A 17120-nucleotide genomic window follows, 5' to 3' on the forward strand; every position below is an offset into this window, starting at 1 on the left:
ACTTCCCCATCCCCTGTTCAATTTCACTCAAGGGCCGGTAATGCAGCCCAAATAAATTTTGCGGAAACAAAATGTGACCAAATGCCGTCCTTAAGGGTGTTATAGGTAAAGGAGGGCATAACCTCATGCAGCAACCCATGACCCGGCCGGGCAATCATGTGATACAAAGTTACGAGGTCTACTCAGATATGCTGTTCCGGATTGCCCTGATCCATCTGGGCAGCCGCCAGGATGCCGAAGAAGCCACGCAGGATACCTTCATCAAGCTGATGGAGAAAGCTCCCGCATTTAAGGATGACGAACATCAGAAGGCATGGCTGATCCGGGTAATCACCAATCATTGTAAAAATCTGCTGGGCAGAGGCTGGCGCAAGCGCGAAGTCAAGCTGGAGGGCACTGAGCCGGTTGCGGCCGACACCCCCGAGGATATGGCGATCCTGCAGCTTGTGCTGGCGATGCCGGTAAAGTATAAAACGGTGATCCATCTGTATTATTACGAGGATTACCCCATCCAGGAAATCAGCAGGATTCTGCAAATCAGCGAGTCTGCCGTGAAGATGAGACTTCAACGGGGACGTCAGCTGTTAAAACTGGAGCTGGAAGGAGCGGAACCGGAGTGAAGGAAGAAGAATTTCGCACAAACTATAAGAAAGCGGTGAATTCAATGAAATCCAGTGAAACCATGAAACAAGGATTAACCGATAAAATGGAGCAGAAACGCCGTCCGCGTAAAATGGTCTATGTGGCAGCAAGTGTGCTGCTCGCCGCCGGAATCGGCTTAGCCGGACCAAGCATTATGCAGCAGCTGAATGGAACGGCCTCCCCGGGTCAAGTGGCTCAGGTAGACCCGGGCACACCTGCTGCGGGTACTTCCGCCAGCATCGTCATTCCCAAGATAGAGCTGCCGGATAAAAGCTCCGGTGTTTCAGCAGATATGATCGCCCTTGTCGTATATAAGGGCAATATCTATACTCAAGCGGCGACCCGTATCGATGCGGCCGATGCTGCAGCACTGCGCGGCGAGAAGCTGGGCCGGACGACCGGCGGCATTGATGAATGGAGCGGCAAGGATGAGTATATCGAGCTGGCCTCCAATATTGGCGAAGCGGATATCTATGCCGTAAAGGGATACGATTCCGGATTCCTGGTGATGTCCTATACGGAGATTGACGGCCAGGTATATGCGGAGCTGTATGAACACACGAATGGTATTACTGTAAGCAGCGGCGCTGATCTGTTCGGCAAGCTGAATCTGGAAGGCCGCATTGCCTCCGCCCAGTGGGAGAGCTTCAGCAGCTGGAATAACGGCCAGCAGCAGTACCTGCCGCTGCCGGAGGGTGCCGCGCTGGATGGCTTCCTGAGCGCACTTAATGCCGCCAAACCACTGGCAGCAGAGCCGCTGACGGAGCAAGGCATCTATGACAGCGAAGACCGCAAGATCATCTACCTTCAGTTGGATGACAAGGCCCGGGTGGAGCTGACCCTGTTCGGCCAGGGACTGGTACGCTACGGCAATGCTCCGGTATTCTTCGAGGTCGAATCCGGCGCTTTCCAGGCGCTGTGGAACAGTATGAATCCTTAAGAGCTGCCGCTTAAGTGCAACAGCCCACCCCCACCAGAATCTGGTGCACTTTTACCCCTGAATTACCTCTTCAGCGGCAAACAAGTGGATAAAGGTATCTTAATTAGCCCAGTTCCGCGGGATATACGTAAGCAAGTGGAAAAACAGCATCTAATCTAGTTAATTTTCGCTACTGTGGATGAAATGGGCAGATTTAAGTGTTGTTTTTCCAACTGTTGGTTTAGATGCTGCCATTCGTTCATCAGCAAGTGGAGGAAATCCAACTAATTCCGCTTCCCCTCTGCGCTTATCCAGTTCGTTCTAATCCCCTAACGGGTGTATTGGTTTTCCAGCCAGCGGTCATTTGTCCGCTGGCTCTTCTTTTCTTAGCCATGATGGGCAGGATTTCCAAAAATACGGTACTATTCAATTGCCCCTTCGACGCGGTACTTCTTCTCCCATTCGGATACAGTACTGGAGTCAATCCTGATCAGCTTGACCGGGGGGTACTCATTATTCTCGTTCATCTGACCGTTGCCTGGCAGCAGATGCAGTTCTTTAATTCTGCGCACCACTTCCTCATCGGTATGAATATCTCCGGACTCTTCATCAGATACGACCCTAAGCGGGATCGTCTGTCTGATACCGGTGACCGATCCTCCACAGTCTTTGTATGACAGTTCAACAGTAATATAGTGCATCCCGCAGGGGATTGGCTCCAGTGTATAAATTTCGAGGAACAGATCCGTTGCGGCCAGCGGCTCAAGAACCGATATCACCCCGGCGTTGTCTTCGTCGGCACCATTTAGATTACGCGTCCGGTGAAATCCTGCCGGCAGAGTAATCTGCACCCGGACATTCTGGACTGAACCCAGCGGAGCAATCTGAAGCCAGAGATGATTCATGCCTTCTTCATTTTCAATTGCAGATTTGGCATAGCGGACTTGTATCATGAGTGTCCCTCCTCCTTAAGTAACCGGTTGACGGTTTCGATCATCTTTTCTTTCAACGCTGGCGGGATACGCGGACTCACCGAGAGAATCACATCTTCATTGACAACAAGTATTTCGTTCTGGATCATCTGGTCTGACTGATACAAACGCAGATTCTCACCAATCTTAATCACTTCATCCATCCCCAGATCCGCTAATTTCTCTTGAGCCGAGGAGAGTGTGTCGCCGCCCTTGGACAATACCAGAATGGCGCGTAAATAATGCAGATGATTGTCCGTATACGCCCGCTTGTTGCCAACCAGCTCGAGCGGCGGAAGCATACCAATCTGTGTGTAGTACCTGACTGTCCGTAAATTCATTTGCGGATCTTCGCTTTGCAGTACTTCGGCCAATTGCTTCGCGGTATACGTATTCATAAAATCACCCTTCTTAATGAAACATCAGTTACAGTCAACTGTATCGGTTACAGTCTAGTGTAACGTTGTGAAATTGTCAATATCAAAAAAACCAGCTGCTGCGCAGCCGGTCGGTTACTGTTCATATTTTCTCTATGATATGGCATTCAAAGCGTTCTTCATTTACCGCTAAGCGCACGAATCTTATTTCGCATGGACTCCTGCTGGCTGGCAAACTGCTTATGTCGATGTCCGTTGGCGCCGGAAGGATGAGGGAATCCCCACAGACAGTCTCGTGCATCCAGCATCCCGTCCGCTACCAGCCGCTGAAGCACCTGCTCTACATTTTTGCCCAGAGGAATGATTAACGGCTGATTCATGAGACTGAGTTCATCTTGCAATGAGCGTAAGGCAGTCTGGTTCAGAAAAGGATTGGTCAGCAGACTGGGATGGGTTCCGTTATAATTATTCCCCGCCACAAAAACCGGAAACCGCAGCAGAGAAGTGGTGTGCAGCAGCTCATGCTGATCCTGAAACAAATCTCCGCAAGATCCGGTACCCAGATATCGGTGCAGTTCAAGCGCGTCCAGCATGTCAATTAGATGGGTTCTCATTGTTCCGGCAAAGCCGGCCGCTTCCTTCGCCAGCCTGCACACTGCCTCATCGGAGAGTCCGGTCTTAAGGCCGGCTTTGGCTGCCTGCAGCGCTATTCTCATTTGTGTCCATCCGGGTGTAATTCCGATAATCACTACTTTGGCAGCAGGATTGACATACTCGTTGTGCGGAGCATAATACATTTCAAGCAGGCCGCTGCGCTTCATGAGCAAGTCACTGGCCAGCAATTCCGCTTTGGACAGCATTTTATCTTCCGGGAGCTCAAGAATCGTCTGTTTATACTTGTTCAAATGACTGGAAATAAGCATGCATCCACTCCTTTCAAGAAATCTCAGGGTATAACCTGCGCTTAGCGCTCCGCCAGTTCATACAATGCCGGGTCTACCTCCCGGATGAAAGGCGTCCATTCCCCCGTCGTGTACAGCTGAAGCACATGCATCGCCCGTGTACATGCGGTATAAAAAAGCTTCCGCTCGTTCTCTCTCTGATACGTTTGCGTAGAAGCATCGTAGATCAGCACAGCGTCGAACTCCACGCCTTTGGCCAGATAAGCAGGAATCACCAGTACCCCTTTCTCGAAAGTAGGCGTGTTCTTCGTGATCAGCCGCAGCTCAGCGGCGCCTCCGGCGGTCAACTTCTTATAAGCTTCTATACTCTCAGCCGCAGTCTTCGTAATCACGGCAATTGAAGTGTACCCTTCCGCCTGAAGCGTGGCAAGATCTTTCACTATGCGTTCCGCCTTCATCTCATGGCTCTCCAGCTTAGTTAGAACAGGCTTTCTGCCTCTCCGCTCAAAAGGGACAATCGCCTCACCGCCGGGCAACAGCGGCTTCGTGAACTCCACGATCTCATAAGTTGAACGGTAGCTCCGGACCAGCTGATACTGCGTAGTCTCCGCCTCTCCATACAGCTGAACCAGCGGTGAACTCTCACCTGACAGATTCGTCGCCTGGGTGAAGATCGCCTGGCCGAAATCACCAAGAACCGTCATACGGGCGCGGGGAAACAGCTTTTTGAGAAACTCATACTGGAACATGGAGTAGTCCTGGCCCTCATCAACGAAAATATGCCGCACCTGCGTGTTCGTCCGGACGCCTTCGATCAGCTCTTTTAAATACAGATAGGGTGTCGCATCTTCATAAAAGAGTTCCTGCCCGCTCAGCTTCTCCTTCGTCTGCGCACAGATCTCCGGCCAAAGCTCCGGCACCTCCGCTTCACCTGTCATTTCCCTGTAGGCCCGTTCATCAGTGAACAGCTGGCGGTATAACCCGCTCATGTCGATAAATGTGAACCGCTTGATTCCCCGTCTCAGAGGTCTGAACTGCTCCTTCACGATCATCTGGCCCAGCAGCTCTTCCTCCCGTTCGGCGTAATCAAAATCACTCTCATCCAGCTCGCGCTTGTGCACCAGCATTTCCTGAAGCCGGAGGTATTTCTCGGCAAAGTCAAACACCCCTTTCTCTCTGTGCAGCATGCCGTATACCTTAGCGTATTGCTCATTATCGAGGTAATTCATCTCCTCCTGTACCCAGGACGCTCCCTGCTCTTCCTTTTGCAGTCTGGCCAGCTCTTCCAGCAGCCATTTCTGCACCAGGGTGACGCGGTTCGGAAGTCGAATCGATGGATCATAGCTATACAGCCTGGTCTTGATCTGCTCTCCTGAGATCAGCACGCGGTCCCGGAAACAAATGTCGTTAAACAGCATGCCCTCTTGCTTCAGCCACTGCGAATAGCCCTGAAGTGCCCGGAGGAAGGCTTCCGATGCCTTATATTCAACGGCCTGAAGACGGGACCCATAACCCCCGTCCTGCTCCCCGGTCAATACATATTCAATCTGATCAAACGGATCTTCAAGCCGGAATTCCGGACTTAGCCAAGTTTCCAGATATTCCTGAAAGGTCGTCTGCTGCATATTCTCTTCACCCAGTTCGGGAAGAACAGTAGACACATAGCTGTTGAACATCGGGTTAGGTGAGAACAGCACGATCTGATCCGCCGATAGCCGCTCGCGGTGTTTATACAGCAGGTAAGCTACACGCTGCAGTGCTGCTGATGTTTTGCCGCTGCCGGCCGCTCCCTGCACAATGAGCATCTGGCTGTTATCGTTGCGGATGATCGCATTCTGCTCCGCCTGGATGGTTGCCACGATACTTTTCATTTGGGCATCCGCACCCTTGCCGAGCACCTGCTGCAGCAATTCGTCGCCGATCGTTACATTCGCATCGAACAGATGCTGAAGCTGGCCGTTACGGATCTGGTACTGCCGCTTCAGACTCATTGTTCCGCTGATCCGTCCTCCCGGTGTGTCGAAGGCTGCTTTTCCCGGCGGATAGTCATAGTACAGGCTCGCAATTGGAGTGCGCCAGTCATAGACCACAAAGCTCAGTCCGTCTGTATCGACGAAGGAGGAGACCCCGATATAGACCTGTTCTTCAGCACTCTGCCCATCCTCATGAAAATCAATCCGCCCAAAATAAGGGGACGGCAGCAGCCGCTTCATATTCTTCCACTGCTGCAGCTTCCGCGCGTGGCTGCGTTCCCGCTCAGATAAGACGGCATCCTGCTGAGTTATGGTGAAGAAGCTCTCTTCGAAGTCTTCCTGGGTGCTGGTATTCACCGTTACCTCTTCCCAGAATCTTTTGCGGATATCTGTTGCCTGCTCCTTTAGCCGGCCAACCTCCGGCTCCAGGTTTGCGATCCCCAATTTCAGCTTTTCTTTTACCTGCTCCAGCCACTCCTGTTCCTGCTCCCAGCTGCTAATCTTCTCCATCACCCGACCACTCCCTTTTCTTGAATGATATTCCTTATCCTCCCCGCTGCAATAATCCCAAACTGGCGGGTTGACAAACCGGATGTCCATTTGCTATAATTAAAATATAAGTAAGATGCATTACCTCCGTTCTTTTTTTAAAAAAGTCAACAGTTCTTTAACATTAACATATTACTTCTTTGTATGCAATACTTCCCGATACATAATTAACCCTGGCGCTTGCGCCAGGGTTTTGTTGTTCAGATATAAGAAACTGAGTATAACAGACTTCCTACGGCTGCCTGTTTACCAGCACAGCCTTAAACCGGGCGCTCTATGGTAAAAACCTCACCAATCCCCGCATAATTATTCCCTGCCAGGCGGCTTACCGCTCCCAGCTGTACCGGATCAATTCTCCCCTGATTATAAATATCCTCATCGATATGAAACTGTACAATCCTGCCGATAATCAGGTCATTATTAGGCAGCTCCAGGCAATGCTCAAGTGTACATTCCATCCGCACCTTCGCTTCCTTAACCCCCGGAACAGTAATCTGCAGGCTATCTACAGGCGTCAGTTCGGCTAAAGCAACTTCACTCTGGTCCGGTGGCAGGGGCGCTGCGGTGATATTTACCTGCCCGACATTCTGCTGATCCACAATATGAACGACAAACTCCTTCATCTGCATAATATTCCGCGCCGTATCCTTGGACTTGCCCGCAGCATGCTGAATCGAAATGGAGATCATCGGCGGGTTGGAGGAAACAATATTGAAGTAGCTGAACGGCGCACCATTCAATATCCCCTCTCCCGACATCGTCGTCACAAAAGCAATCGGCCGCGGGATAATACTCCCGGTCAGAAGCTTATAATTATCCCGCTCGCTATTCTGCAGTGGATCAATTGAAATCATCTTAGCATCCCCTCTTCTCTGAAAGTCGGTTAATCTACTGCTCTTACGGTAAAAGGCAGCAATACCTGCTCAAGCTGTTCTCTGTGCGGCTCATATTGTGCCGGCAGCATCAGGTGGCTGCCCATCGTTTCCGGCGTTTCGTCATGGGCGAAGCCCGGAGGATCAGTGGCGATCTCAAACAGGATCTCCCCATGCTCTCTGAAGTAAATAGCATTGAAGTAATTCCGGTCCTGAACTGGCGTTACCCCATATCCATTATCATGCACATAATCCTGCCATTCAAGCTGATCCTGATCGTCCTTCGCTCTCCACGCAATATGATGCACGGTGCCGACACCCATTTCGCCGCGCTGCACCGCAGTTACCTTGAGTTCAACCACATTTCCGATGTCCGCAGTGGAATGGTAACGGGCGATATCGCCTTCTTGTCCTGCGAATGTAAGTCCCATCACCTTCTCCAGCAGCTCAGCAGTCTGCTCCGGATGTGTGGACAGCAGTGTCGCACCACCGAAGCCCTTGATCGCAACCTCCTGAGTTACCCCGCCGAAGGTCCATTCGTTACGTTCTCCGGCCTCCCGTTCCACCAGTTCGAGATGAAGACCGTGGGGATCATCGAATTCCAGGTACTGCTCGCCAAACCGCTCCATTTCGGTAAAAGCAACCTTGAACTTCGTCAGTCTTTCTCTCCAGAAAGCCATCGCCCCTACCGGAATCACATATGAAGTAACGCCGACCTGCCCCCCGCCAATTTTACCCTGATATGCATCTGCCCAAGGGAAGAAAGTAATAATCGTCCCCGGCTTGCCGCCATTGTTGCCGAAGTAGAAGTGATATGTCCCCGGATCGTCGAAATTGACCGTTTGCTTAACCAGCCGGAGTCCCAGCACACCTGCATAAAAATCCATATTTTCCTGCGGATGGCCGACAATTGCGGTGATATGATGAATGCCCATAGTTTGTTTGTTCATTTAAATTCACTCCTAATTAAATTTGATTAGCCTAGATTAATATTTTATCTTTACTTTAAGATATTAGGTTGAATATTATCTTTAAGTTAAGATAATTTATATTCTCACTTTACTTTTTATTATTCCGCTTGTCAAGCACTTGTCTATATCTCTTACTATTTACAATCCTGCACAAAATACAACATCCTCCTCCCAAAAACGTCCATAATCGAAAATTGTTGTACGGAATGCAGCATTCCGCCTCCTCCAAGCCGCTGAAAGAGACAATTCCTGCATTTCATACAACAATCCTCTCGAATACTTAGGTATTTATGAATCAAAGTTGCAATATATACAGCATTTTATAGTTTTACGATGTGAACCTTAAACAAGCTTTTTTTCATAAAAGCACAAAGTCAGCTTGTCATTGATCTCTTTGGTCTCACCTGTTCTTCTGTAACCTAGCTTCTCATACAAGTAGCAGTTTCTTTCCTCTTGCATTACGGTATCCAGCTCCCAGACTTTAGCTTCGGAATAGATCTGCTCGATCAAGGCAAACACCCGCTGGGCTATGCCCAGACCCTGGTATTCCGGCTGGATAAATATCCGTCCGACACGAAATACGGCATTCTCTTTTCGGACCACTCTAATCGCACCAACTGCCTCCCCGGAATACCGGATGATGTAATTGTCTGCATGAGCCTGGTTGATCCGTTCTACCGTACTGTCTACAGTCTCATTAGCAGGGTTTGTATGATGATCCTGATATTTCTCGAGCAAGGGCAGGAATGCCCGGGTTTGCATTTCATGAATCACTGCCGCATCTTCCGCTACCGCTTTACTTAAAGTAACTTTCATCCTATGTACCTCCAGATTTTATACAAAATATACATAATCCAAGTGTTCGCCGACCATCCCTGCAATATGTTGATTCGGCCTTGTCTGATACATGGTGAATCCGATACTCTCATACATCCGCCGGGCAGGAACCAGATCATCATTTGTTGTTACAATAATTTTCCGGACTTCATTTTGGATGATTCTATGAACGGCTTCTTGCAGCTGCATTTTACTGTAACCTTTACCTTTGTGGGCTGAAGCAATGCAGTTATGGCCGATTTCCGCAACCTCAGGCAGGTTCCTCGGGTCCCAGGAAACGAAGCCGACAGCTTCATCGTGCAGCGTTGTGATGAACCCGTATTTATCTGCAATCGGCGGATTGTCAAAGAAAAAGTTATCAAATTCCCGCCATTCAGCAAGGCAGCTTTGCTCATACCGGCAATCAAAGGCATAGGCATCTTTCAATAATTCAAACAATATTCCCCGTTGAAAACTGCTCACCTTCTTAAATTCAATACCCATGCCTCGCCCCCTCGCCATTTCCTCTTTAATTCACTTCCAAACATTACATTGAATTACATCATTCTACCATGACATATTGCATGTAAGTGCTTGGACGCGAACAGGCAGAACTTCACTAAGGAAGCCCGCCTGTTTACACTTATTTCGCCTTTACCGGCTCCAGAAGGTTAAGATCATACAGGTTGCCGCTGCCCTCCGGATGATCGTTACGGATATGCTCTTCGAGGCAGAGCCTTCCGCGATCCGAACGGTACTTCTTACTTTGCGATAATTGATCTCGGTAAGAATATTATCCAGGTCCAGCTTGCCTTCGTTCTGCCGCTCAAGGTATTCCAGGACCCGGTTTAACTGCCGTTCAACAACCCCTATCTCTTCCCTTTGCTTCCTGATAGAATTCAGTTTATTCACTATGACTTTGCTGAGCCCGGCTACTGAATTCGCAATAATCACTGACTTTATTTCTTTGATCGGGATATCCATCTTCCACAGCACTGCCGTAATCCGAATACAGATCTGTTCATTCGCTCTCCTCTCTGAGATCTCATAGCTATCGTATCACTTGACGCCGCGGCAATATCAAGAGGTAATCCTGGTGTGCCCGAAAAAAGTCATCTCACCAAGTTCGTTCTCTGCGATCCTGTAGGGATGGGTCTGGTCATAATATCTTTGGACAAATTCTCCCTCACCTACTGGATAGAGCTCAATATGAAAATTGCCGGAGAATCTCGTGAAATATAATTTTCCGTTAATGAATTCAATCTGGATTTTGTCTTCCAGGTACGTTCCGCAATACATGCGAAGGCTACGCTCACTGAGGTGAAGCTCAGTATGCCGAACCGGAGCCTTCACCTCAACATTATGCAGAATATCTGAGATTGTATTGCCTAGCCGGTACTGATTAATTGCTTCGTTGTTAGACAAAATAATAATACAAATGTCTTCAGCAAAATAATTCTGCATATAGGTGCTGACCCCGAGGTGATCGCCGCCATGGGCATATCTGTCTTGGCCGTACAGATGGTGATGCTCCAGTCCATAGCAGTAGTTGTTATCATTCTCGCTCAAAAACCGGGTATATGCCTCCGGCGTCAGAAGCTTCCGGTCCCGCAGACAGGCATACCATTTATGCAGATCTTCGCAGTTCGAAACAATCCCGCCTGCACCAATGCTGAACTTCTCGTTATAATATGGACTTTTGACCGTTTCGGCGAAATCCTTGGCATAATTGCTGGATCTGTTCGCAATCGCTACACAGCCGTCATCGACAGTAGTATTAAGCATATTTAAGGGCAGAAAGAGATGCTTTTGAATGAAATCCCCGTACCTCTCTCCAGTGACATGCTCAATAATCCAAGCCAACAAATTATAGTTGGAGTTATTATAATCATATTCTGTACCCGCCGGCTTTGTGGGCTTCTTGTTGATATACTGCTGGAAGTACTCCGTCTGTGAGTAATTCATTCTGTTATATCCGCCGAAAAAATCATTCTCAAAATTATAAAAATTATATAAACCGGATGTGTGTGACAATAAATGATGTACGGTAATAGACTCATCAATTTTCAGATCTGCAGGTAGATATAGCTGTGCTGCTGCATCAACATCCAGCATCTTCCTGTCATGCAGCAGCATAACTGCAAAAGCCGTAAATTGTTTGGACATGGAGGCGAGAGAGAAGCAGGAATACATATCATTTTTAATCCCGAACTCCAGACTCGCATAACCGCAGGCCCTCTCGAAAAGCACTTCGCCCTTCCGGATAACCTGAATAACGCCGTAAAAATCCCACAGCTTCAGGTACTTACTCGTATAATCCTCCAGCTTTGCACGTACTGTCCGCATTGACTCACTCCCTAACCTGTTTTAACTACCAATTGACAATCCCCATAAAGTATTGTAAAAATACAGTAATACAATAGTATACAACTTTGCAATGACGAAGAGAGTACGCATAACGAATACTCCAGAGAGCTGATGATTGCTGCGAATCAGTGTAGGGATTATGCCGAAGTGGGCTTCTGAGCATCCAAACCGAACCTTCAGGAAGTAGGCTTTGGCGAAGGTCTCATCGTTACAAGAGACGCGTATTCAGGGCACTTAGCAGTGTCGCGATACGTTCAAGCGGGTCCGGATCACAATTCGGGCTAATTAAGGTGGTACCACGGGGTTCTCTCGTCCTTTTCAGGATGAGAGGACCCCTTTTTGATTACATAAACGGAGGGATAACATGAGTAAGGAAATTGTATTAACCGGAATTAAGCCTACCGGCAAAGTCCATCTGGGGAATTACATCGGTGCGATCAAGCCTGCACTGCAACTCGCCGGGGCCGGTGATTGTACTGCACTTTATTTTATCGCTGACTATCATGGATTAACTTTCATTCAGGACAGAGACGAGTTTCGTGATCTGTCTTACGGTATCGCAGCTACATGGCTGGCACTGGGACTGGACCCGGAGCGGGTAGTCTTTTATCGGCAATCTGATGTGCCGGAGATCTTCGAGCTTCACTGGATTCTATCTTGTCTGACGTCCAAAGGTCTAATGAACCGTGCCCATGCGTACAAAGCCATTCATGAACAAAATATTCAATTAGGCGTGGATGCAGATGCAGGAGTCAATATGGGCCTGTTCACTTATCCGGTGCTGATGGCTGCGGACATTCTGCTGTTCCAGTCTGACAAGGTCCCTGTCGGTAAGGACCAGATTCAGCATGTGGAGATCGCCAGAGATATTGCCGAGGGCTTTAACCGGGTTTATGGAGATACCTTCAAGCTCCCTGATTATAGGGTCGATGAGAACACATCCGTGATTCCAGGGCTGGACGGGCGGAAGATGAGCAAAAGCTACAATAATACGATTCCGCTGTTCGAAACACCAGAAAACCTGAAGAAGCTGATCAGCAAAATCAAAACGGACTCTACGCCTCCCCAGGAGCCGAAAGACCCGGATACGTCTAATATTTTCTTGCTGTACAAAGAGTTTGCGGCTCCCGCTCAAGTACAGGATTTCAGGAAGCAATATCTAAGCGGCATTAGCTGGGGGGAGGCCAAGCAGGAGCTGTTCCAGGTGATCAATGCTGCTCTGGAGGAACCCCAGAAGAAATACAATGAATTAATGGCAGCGCCAGCGCAGATCGATGCGATCCTGAGTGAAGGTGCCCGGAAGGCAAGAGCCATAGCTGCACCTCTGCTTGCGCAGGTCAAAGCGAAGATCGGGCGTTTTTAAATAAGCTCCTAGAGCGGAGTTTAACTCAAACGAACGAAATGGTAAAATCATCAAATCCAAACTTTTACAAATAGCCGATTGGGAGGCAATAGCTATGAACGCACGTAACTCCACGTATAATTTCCAGAATGTCAGTAACGGGGCAGAATCAGAACTGCTGCGCCTGCAGGAACAGGCTTTGATGGGCTGGAACAAAGAGTACCGCACCTTGCAGCAATTCGGATTGGCAGACGGGATGAAGGTTCTGGAGGCCGGTGCAGGTCCGGGATTCGTTACCGCCCAATTGCTGGAGCACTTCCCGCACAGTGAAATCACAGCCCTTGATATTGATGATGCTTTACTAGAAGAGGCTAAGCTCAGGTTAAGCCACATCCCCGAATCACGGCTTACCTTCGCCCATGCTTCGGTGTATGAGACTGGACTGCCCGACAATCAATACGATTTTGTTATTGCCCGTTTAATCTTTCTTCATCTACATAACCCGCAGCAGGCAGCAGCAGAGCTTAGACGTGTCCTCAAACCAGGTGGCAAATTGGTCATTATTGATGTGGACGACGGTGTCTTCGGGGCAATCGAGCCTGAAATCGGGATTATGCCTGCTATTATCCAAAAGCTGGCCCAGCAGCAGGCTTCAAGAGGCGGTAACCGCAATATCGGCCGAAGCCTGCCGCGCCTGTTATCCGGCTCCGGCTATACAGATGTAGATATGGATGCCATCCTCCAGCATAGCGATCTGCATGGTATAGAAGGCTTCAAACGTCAATTTGATATTAACCGGTTCACCGGGTTCTATAAGAAAGGGATCATTACGGAATATGAGTATGAGGAATTGAACAGAGCCTATGAACAATTCGACCATTCCCCGGATGCGCATGCGATGATGCTATTTTTTATGGCCTGCGGCACCAAACCTTAATAGAGTACTATAGCATTCCGTTTAGTCTTGGTGAGCTATTGTCATAGATAGCACAAAGAAACCACTTCTTTGAAAGGTTTAATCCTATTTTAAGAGTGGTTTCTTTTGTATAAAATCGTTTCCCGCTTAAACAGCGGAGAGGACGGAATGATTGTGGAAAAGCGGCAGCGGTCGCCTGAAAGCTTTCCGTAGGAAAGCTCGCTTCGGAAGCATCAGCAGTCCCCGGATTTTCACCGCTAAGGAGAATCAATAAAATCTGGGGACAACAGCGATTGGAACAACAGTCCGTTCGCGCAGCGTCCACCCAAGTGCTCACGTTGATCCTGCTCAAGACAACAATGGCTACAACCTCAGAAACAACCGCTCCCCGCTAACCTGTATATATCTGTACATTCCGGCGCAGACCACGGCCATAAGGATTCCATAGCCCAGTAATATGAGATTTCCATTCACCGAACGAAGCAGCATGAACAGCGCGGCCGGAACAACCAGACTGATGAACCCCAGAATCATCGATACCAGCACCGCTGCGCTCTGCTTGATCGCCGTTACCTCACTTGTCCAGTCCAGCTTAGGCAGCTTCAGGTTCACAATCACGCCCAGCATGGCAGAATAACAAGCGTAGATCATTGGGATCACAAGCATTAATATACTTTCCATCCATCCGGCCTGCAGTGTATAGATAAGCAGCACCCAGCTCACGGCAATGACCGGTAGCGTAATGGTGAGATTCACAGCTACTTTGCTGAGTATAATGGCGGGTTTAGAGACGGGCGAGCTTTGTAAAATCCACAAATGGTTCCCTTCAAGCGAAATCGAACTCGCCGTAGTGCAGCTCAGAACCACAAATAAAGAAACCACAAGCGGACTCAGCGTGCTCAAATACTCGGATAGCTGGGGAATATCAAGCAGGACGCCAAGCTTCTCCGAGCTGACGAACAATAAGGAAACCGACATAACCAGCAATAGAACCATACCGATGCCTGTGTTCAGCACATAATTAGCTGAGCTGAAATAGCGGCGCAGCTCTTTGTGATACAACGCTTTAAAAGCAGAATTCGCCTGCAACGGCTTCATCGTATACCTGCTGCCTGCATGGCTGGTCATAAGACCCGTGTGAATGGCTTTGTACCGGGTTGCCAGCACGGCGGAGAAGAGTACAAATGCAAGGACAGACAGGGCAATGAAGAAGATCAAGGAACTTATACGGTACGAGCAGACCGCATCGACATACACGGACGCTAGGGGATACAGCTTAAAGATCGCATCACCCAGCCCTGCTCCCATATCAGCAAGCTCCTGCTGGTCTCCATCAAGATTAAATGAACCCAGCATGAAAAGAATAAGGACGGCGAAAGTGAACACCACACTAATCATTTTACTTGCTCTAAATCTTGAAGACACCCAGCTGATGAGTGCGCCAATGATCGTTGCCGCTATAATCGGCAGCAAGGTGATGAATAAGAGCGTCATTAGAAAGAACAGATAAAACAGCACTCCCGGATTCACTTGTGTCGCATACACCGCACCCGCAGGCAGCATAACCAGCAGTGTAAAAAACAGATTCATCACATACAGCTGAAGCACACGGCTCGCCACCACATGACTCGTCTTCACCGGCAGCGACATGATCATATCATAATCCTTATAGCTGAATAATACCCCGCTTGCCTTATAGACCGTGGTGAAGAACCCGACAATCGAGGTAACGGCCATCATAATCGCCAGCAGCAGATCCATCCGCCCCAGCTCTTCAAATGCCATCGCCATCAGGAAGCTGTAGCTGAAGGAGAACGCCCCAATCATAAGCACACCGGCCATAATCGTTATGCTGAGCAGCAGCGCCTTGCGTCTCTCTGCAGGGTCTTTCGTATGCAGCGCTTTATTCAGGCCGAAGGTGGACATCAGCTGCAGCTTCGTCAATCTCCAGATATTAATCATTGTCGATCAGCTCCATGAATACTTCCTCAAGGCTGTTCTTGCCCTTCACCTCTTCAGTGCTGCCATGAGCAATGAGCTGGCCTGCCTTAATGATCGCGATCTTATTACAAATCTTCTCTGCCGTATCCAGCACATGCGTCGAGAAGAAGATCGCCCCGCCGCTGCTGCATAGCTCAGCCATGATGGTTTTCAGCGTATGCGCAGCTTTGGGATCCAGCCCTACAAAAGGTTCATCCAGCACCAGCAGCTTCGGCTCATGAACAAGCGCAGAGATAATCGCAAGCTTCTGCTTCATCCCGTGAGAATACGAGGAGATCATATCGCCCAGATTAGCCGTAAGCTGAAAGGCATCGCTGTATTTTTGAATAAGCCGCTCACGGTTGGCCTTGGATACTCGAAATAGATCCCCGATGAAATTCAAATACTGAATGCCGGTAAGATGATCGTACAGATCGGGGTTATCCGGAATATAGGCAATATTCGCCTTGCAGGCTACCGGATCTTTTTTAATGGAGATTCCATCAATTTCTATTTCCCCTTCTTCAAAATCAAGAACACCTACTACAGCGCGGATGGTCGTTGTTTTGCCCGCCCCGTTGTGTCCGATGAAGCCATAGATATCGCCCCGTTCGACCACTAAGCTTAAGTCATCTACCGCCTTCTTCCCGCCCTTATAGCTCTTCGTAAAATGTGTAATCGTCAGCATGTTCTCTCACCTCTTCATTGGTGTCTGCAAATAAATATAATACGTCCAGCCCTCCCTAATCGTTCATTTGCAATCGTTAAATCCCGATCTCCCGCATCTTAGCCGTAATCATCTCCACCCGGCCCTCTATGTCCTTGCCGCTATATTTCGGCAGACGCATCTCGCTGACGATTCTGCCGTCACACATGAACATAATCCGCTCCGTCCTCGCAGCAATCGTTGCATCATGAGTGACCAGCATGACCGCAGTACCTTCCGCGTTAATTTCAGACAGCAGGTTCATTATGCCCTGAGCCGCTGCCTGGTTAAGCGCACCGGTCGGCTCGTCAGCAAAAATAATGCCCGGGCTGCTCATCAATGCGCGGCATATCCCCGCACGCTGAAGCTGCCCTCCCGAAGCCTGCGTAATATCCCGCTTCGCCAGCTCCGCAATCCCCACCTTCTGCATAAGCTGTCTAGCTTTCTCTGTAATGCCTGCGGCATTACGCCGGTTGTCACGCATGGACGGAAGAATAATATTATCCAGGATGTTCAAGTTCTTCATCAATGTCGGCTGCTGAAAGACAAAGCCCATTCCCGTTCTGCGCAGGTCAGCAAGCTCATTCTCCGCGAGTTTCCCCAGCTCCCTGCCTTCAAAAGTAACCTGACCGCCGTCAATCCGCTCCATTCCGCTCAGTGCAAACATCAGTGTCGACTTACCCGAGCCCGAAGGTCCCATAACCGAGACGAATTCCCCTTCTTCAATATCGATTGACACTCCATCCAGAACCCTGCGCTTGTCAGCACCGTTGCCGTAATGTTTGGTTATATTTATGCCGGTAATCATCTTCTTCAT

The 17120-nt window shown here is 49.1% G+C and carries 17 protein-coding genes and 1 other annotated feature; of the genes, 4 read left to right on the forward strand and 13 right to left on the reverse strand.

Going from position 1 to position 17120, the window contains the following annotated elements; all coding sequences use genetic code 11:
- Positions 1-125 precede the first annotated feature (125 nt).
- Positions 126-620 (forward strand): RNA polymerase sigma factor, encoded by a 495-nt coding sequence (locus tag NSQ73_RS19315; RefSeq protein ID WP_340987730.1) that lies wholly within the window; start codon positions 126-128, stop codon positions 618-620.
- On the forward strand, positions 617-1582 hold the full coding sequence (locus NSQ73_RS19320) for a hypothetical protein (RefSeq protein ID WP_340987731.1): 966 nt from the start codon (positions 617-619) through the stop codon (positions 1580-1582). The genes NSQ73_RS19315 and NSQ73_RS19320 overlap by 4 nt, the downstream gene beginning before the upstream one ends.
- Positions 1583-1983: 401 nt before the next feature.
- On the opposite strand, the gene NSQ73_RS19325 is transcribed toward NSQ73_RS19320, so the two are convergent.
- The 10 genes from NSQ73_RS19325 to NSQ73_RS19370 form a co-directional block, all read right to left on the reverse strand.
- Positions 1984-2514 (reverse strand): hypothetical protein, encoded by a 531-nt coding sequence (locus NSQ73_RS19325; RefSeq protein WP_340987733.1) that lies wholly within the window; start codon positions 2512-2514, stop codon positions 1984-1986.
- On the reverse strand, positions 2511-2930 hold the full coding sequence (locus NSQ73_RS19330; RefSeq protein ID WP_340987735.1) for a MerR family transcriptional regulator: 420 nt from the start codon (positions 2928-2930) through the stop codon (positions 2511-2513). The genes NSQ73_RS19325 and NSQ73_RS19330 overlap by 4 nt, the downstream gene beginning before the upstream one ends.
- A gap of 158 nt (positions 2931-3088) precedes the next feature.
- Complete coding sequence (locus tag NSQ73_RS19335) at positions 3089-3832, reverse strand: hypothetical protein (RefSeq protein WP_340987736.1); 744 nt, start codon at positions 3830-3832, stop codon at positions 3089-3091.
- 41 nt (positions 3833-3873) lie between these two features.
- Positions 3874-6294: an RNA polymerase recycling motor HelD gene (helD, locus tag NSQ73_RS19340; RefSeq protein WP_340989325.1), complete on the reverse strand. Its 2421-nt coding sequence runs from the start codon at positions 6292-6294 to the stop codon at positions 3874-3876.
- A gap of 299 nt (positions 6295-6593) precedes the next feature.
- A complete protein-coding gene (locus NSQ73_RS19345) occupies positions 6594-7187 on the reverse strand; it encodes a flavin reductase family protein (protein ID WP_340987737.1) in 594 nt (197 codons plus the stop codon).
- A 29-nt stretch (positions 7188-7216) separates the two neighbouring features.
- The gene (locus NSQ73_RS19350) at positions 7217-8155 is read right to left on the reverse strand and encodes a ring-cleaving dioxygenase (protein WP_340987739.1); all 939 of its coding nucleotides are present in this window, start codon (positions 8153-8155) and stop codon (positions 7217-7219) included.
- Between the two features lie 363 nt (positions 8156-8518).
- Complete coding sequence (locus NSQ73_RS19355) at positions 8519-8992, reverse strand: GNAT family N-acetyltransferase (protein ID WP_340987740.1); 474 nt, start codon at positions 8990-8992, stop codon at positions 8519-8521.
- 18 nt (positions 8993-9010) lie between these two features.
- Positions 9011-9496, reverse strand: a complete 486-nt coding sequence (locus NSQ73_RS19360) for a GNAT family N-acetyltransferase (RefSeq protein ID WP_340987741.1) — start codon at positions 9494-9496, stop codon at positions 9011-9013.
- Between the two features lie 150 nt (positions 9497-9646).
- On the reverse strand, positions 9647-9988 hold the full coding sequence (locus NSQ73_RS19365; RefSeq protein ID WP_340987743.1) for a hypothetical protein: 342 nt from the start codon (positions 9986-9988) through the stop codon (positions 9647-9649).
- Positions 9989-10072: 84 nt separating this feature from the next.
- On the reverse strand, positions 10073-11338 hold the full coding sequence (locus NSQ73_RS19370) for a serine hydrolase domain-containing protein (protein WP_340987744.1): 1266 nt from the start codon (positions 11336-11338) through the stop codon (positions 10073-10075).
- Between the two features lie 82 nt (positions 11339-11420).
- Positions 11421-11679, forward strand: a binding site (T-box leader).
- 44 nt (positions 11680-11723) lie between these two features.
- Between NSQ73_RS19370 and NSQ73_RS19375 the strand changes: the two genes are divergently transcribed.
- Together NSQ73_RS19375 and NSQ73_RS19380 are read left to right on the forward strand one after the other, a co-directional pair.
- On the forward strand, positions 11724-12722 hold the full coding sequence (locus NSQ73_RS19375; protein ID WP_340987745.1) for a tryptophan--tRNA ligase: 999 nt from the start codon (positions 11724-11726) through the stop codon (positions 12720-12722).
- Between the two features lie 94 nt (positions 12723-12816).
- Positions 12817-13638, forward strand: coding sequence for a class I SAM-dependent methyltransferase (locus NSQ73_RS19380; RefSeq protein ID WP_340987747.1), 822 nt, complete (start codon positions 12817-12819; stop codon positions 13636-13638).
- A 342-nt stretch (positions 13639-13980) separates the two neighbouring features.
- Here the strand turns inward: NSQ73_RS19380 and NSQ73_RS19385 are convergent, their stop codons facing one another.
- The 3 genes from NSQ73_RS19385 to NSQ73_RS19395 form a co-directional block, all read right to left on the reverse strand.
- Entirely contained in the window at positions 13981-15579 is a 1599-nt protein-coding gene (locus NSQ73_RS19385; RefSeq protein WP_340987749.1) for a hypothetical protein, read from the reverse strand.
- Complete coding sequence (locus tag NSQ73_RS19390) at positions 15572-16285, reverse strand: ABC transporter ATP-binding protein (protein ID WP_340987751.1); 714 nt, start codon at positions 16283-16285, stop codon at positions 15572-15574. The genes NSQ73_RS19385 and NSQ73_RS19390 overlap by 8 nt, the downstream gene beginning before the upstream one ends.
- Before the next feature lie 76 nt (positions 16286-16361).
- On the reverse strand, positions 16362-17120 hold the full coding sequence (locus tag NSQ73_RS19395; RefSeq protein ID WP_340989326.1) for an ABC transporter ATP-binding protein: 759 nt from the start codon (positions 17118-17120) through the stop codon (positions 16362-16364).

Origin of the sequence: Paenibacillus sp. FSL R10-2736 (assembly GCF_038000245.1) — a bacterium.
GTDB classification, from domain to species: domain Bacteria; phylum Bacillota; class Bacilli; order Paenibacillales; family Paenibacillaceae; genus Paenibacillus_AQ; species Paenibacillus_AQ phytohabitans.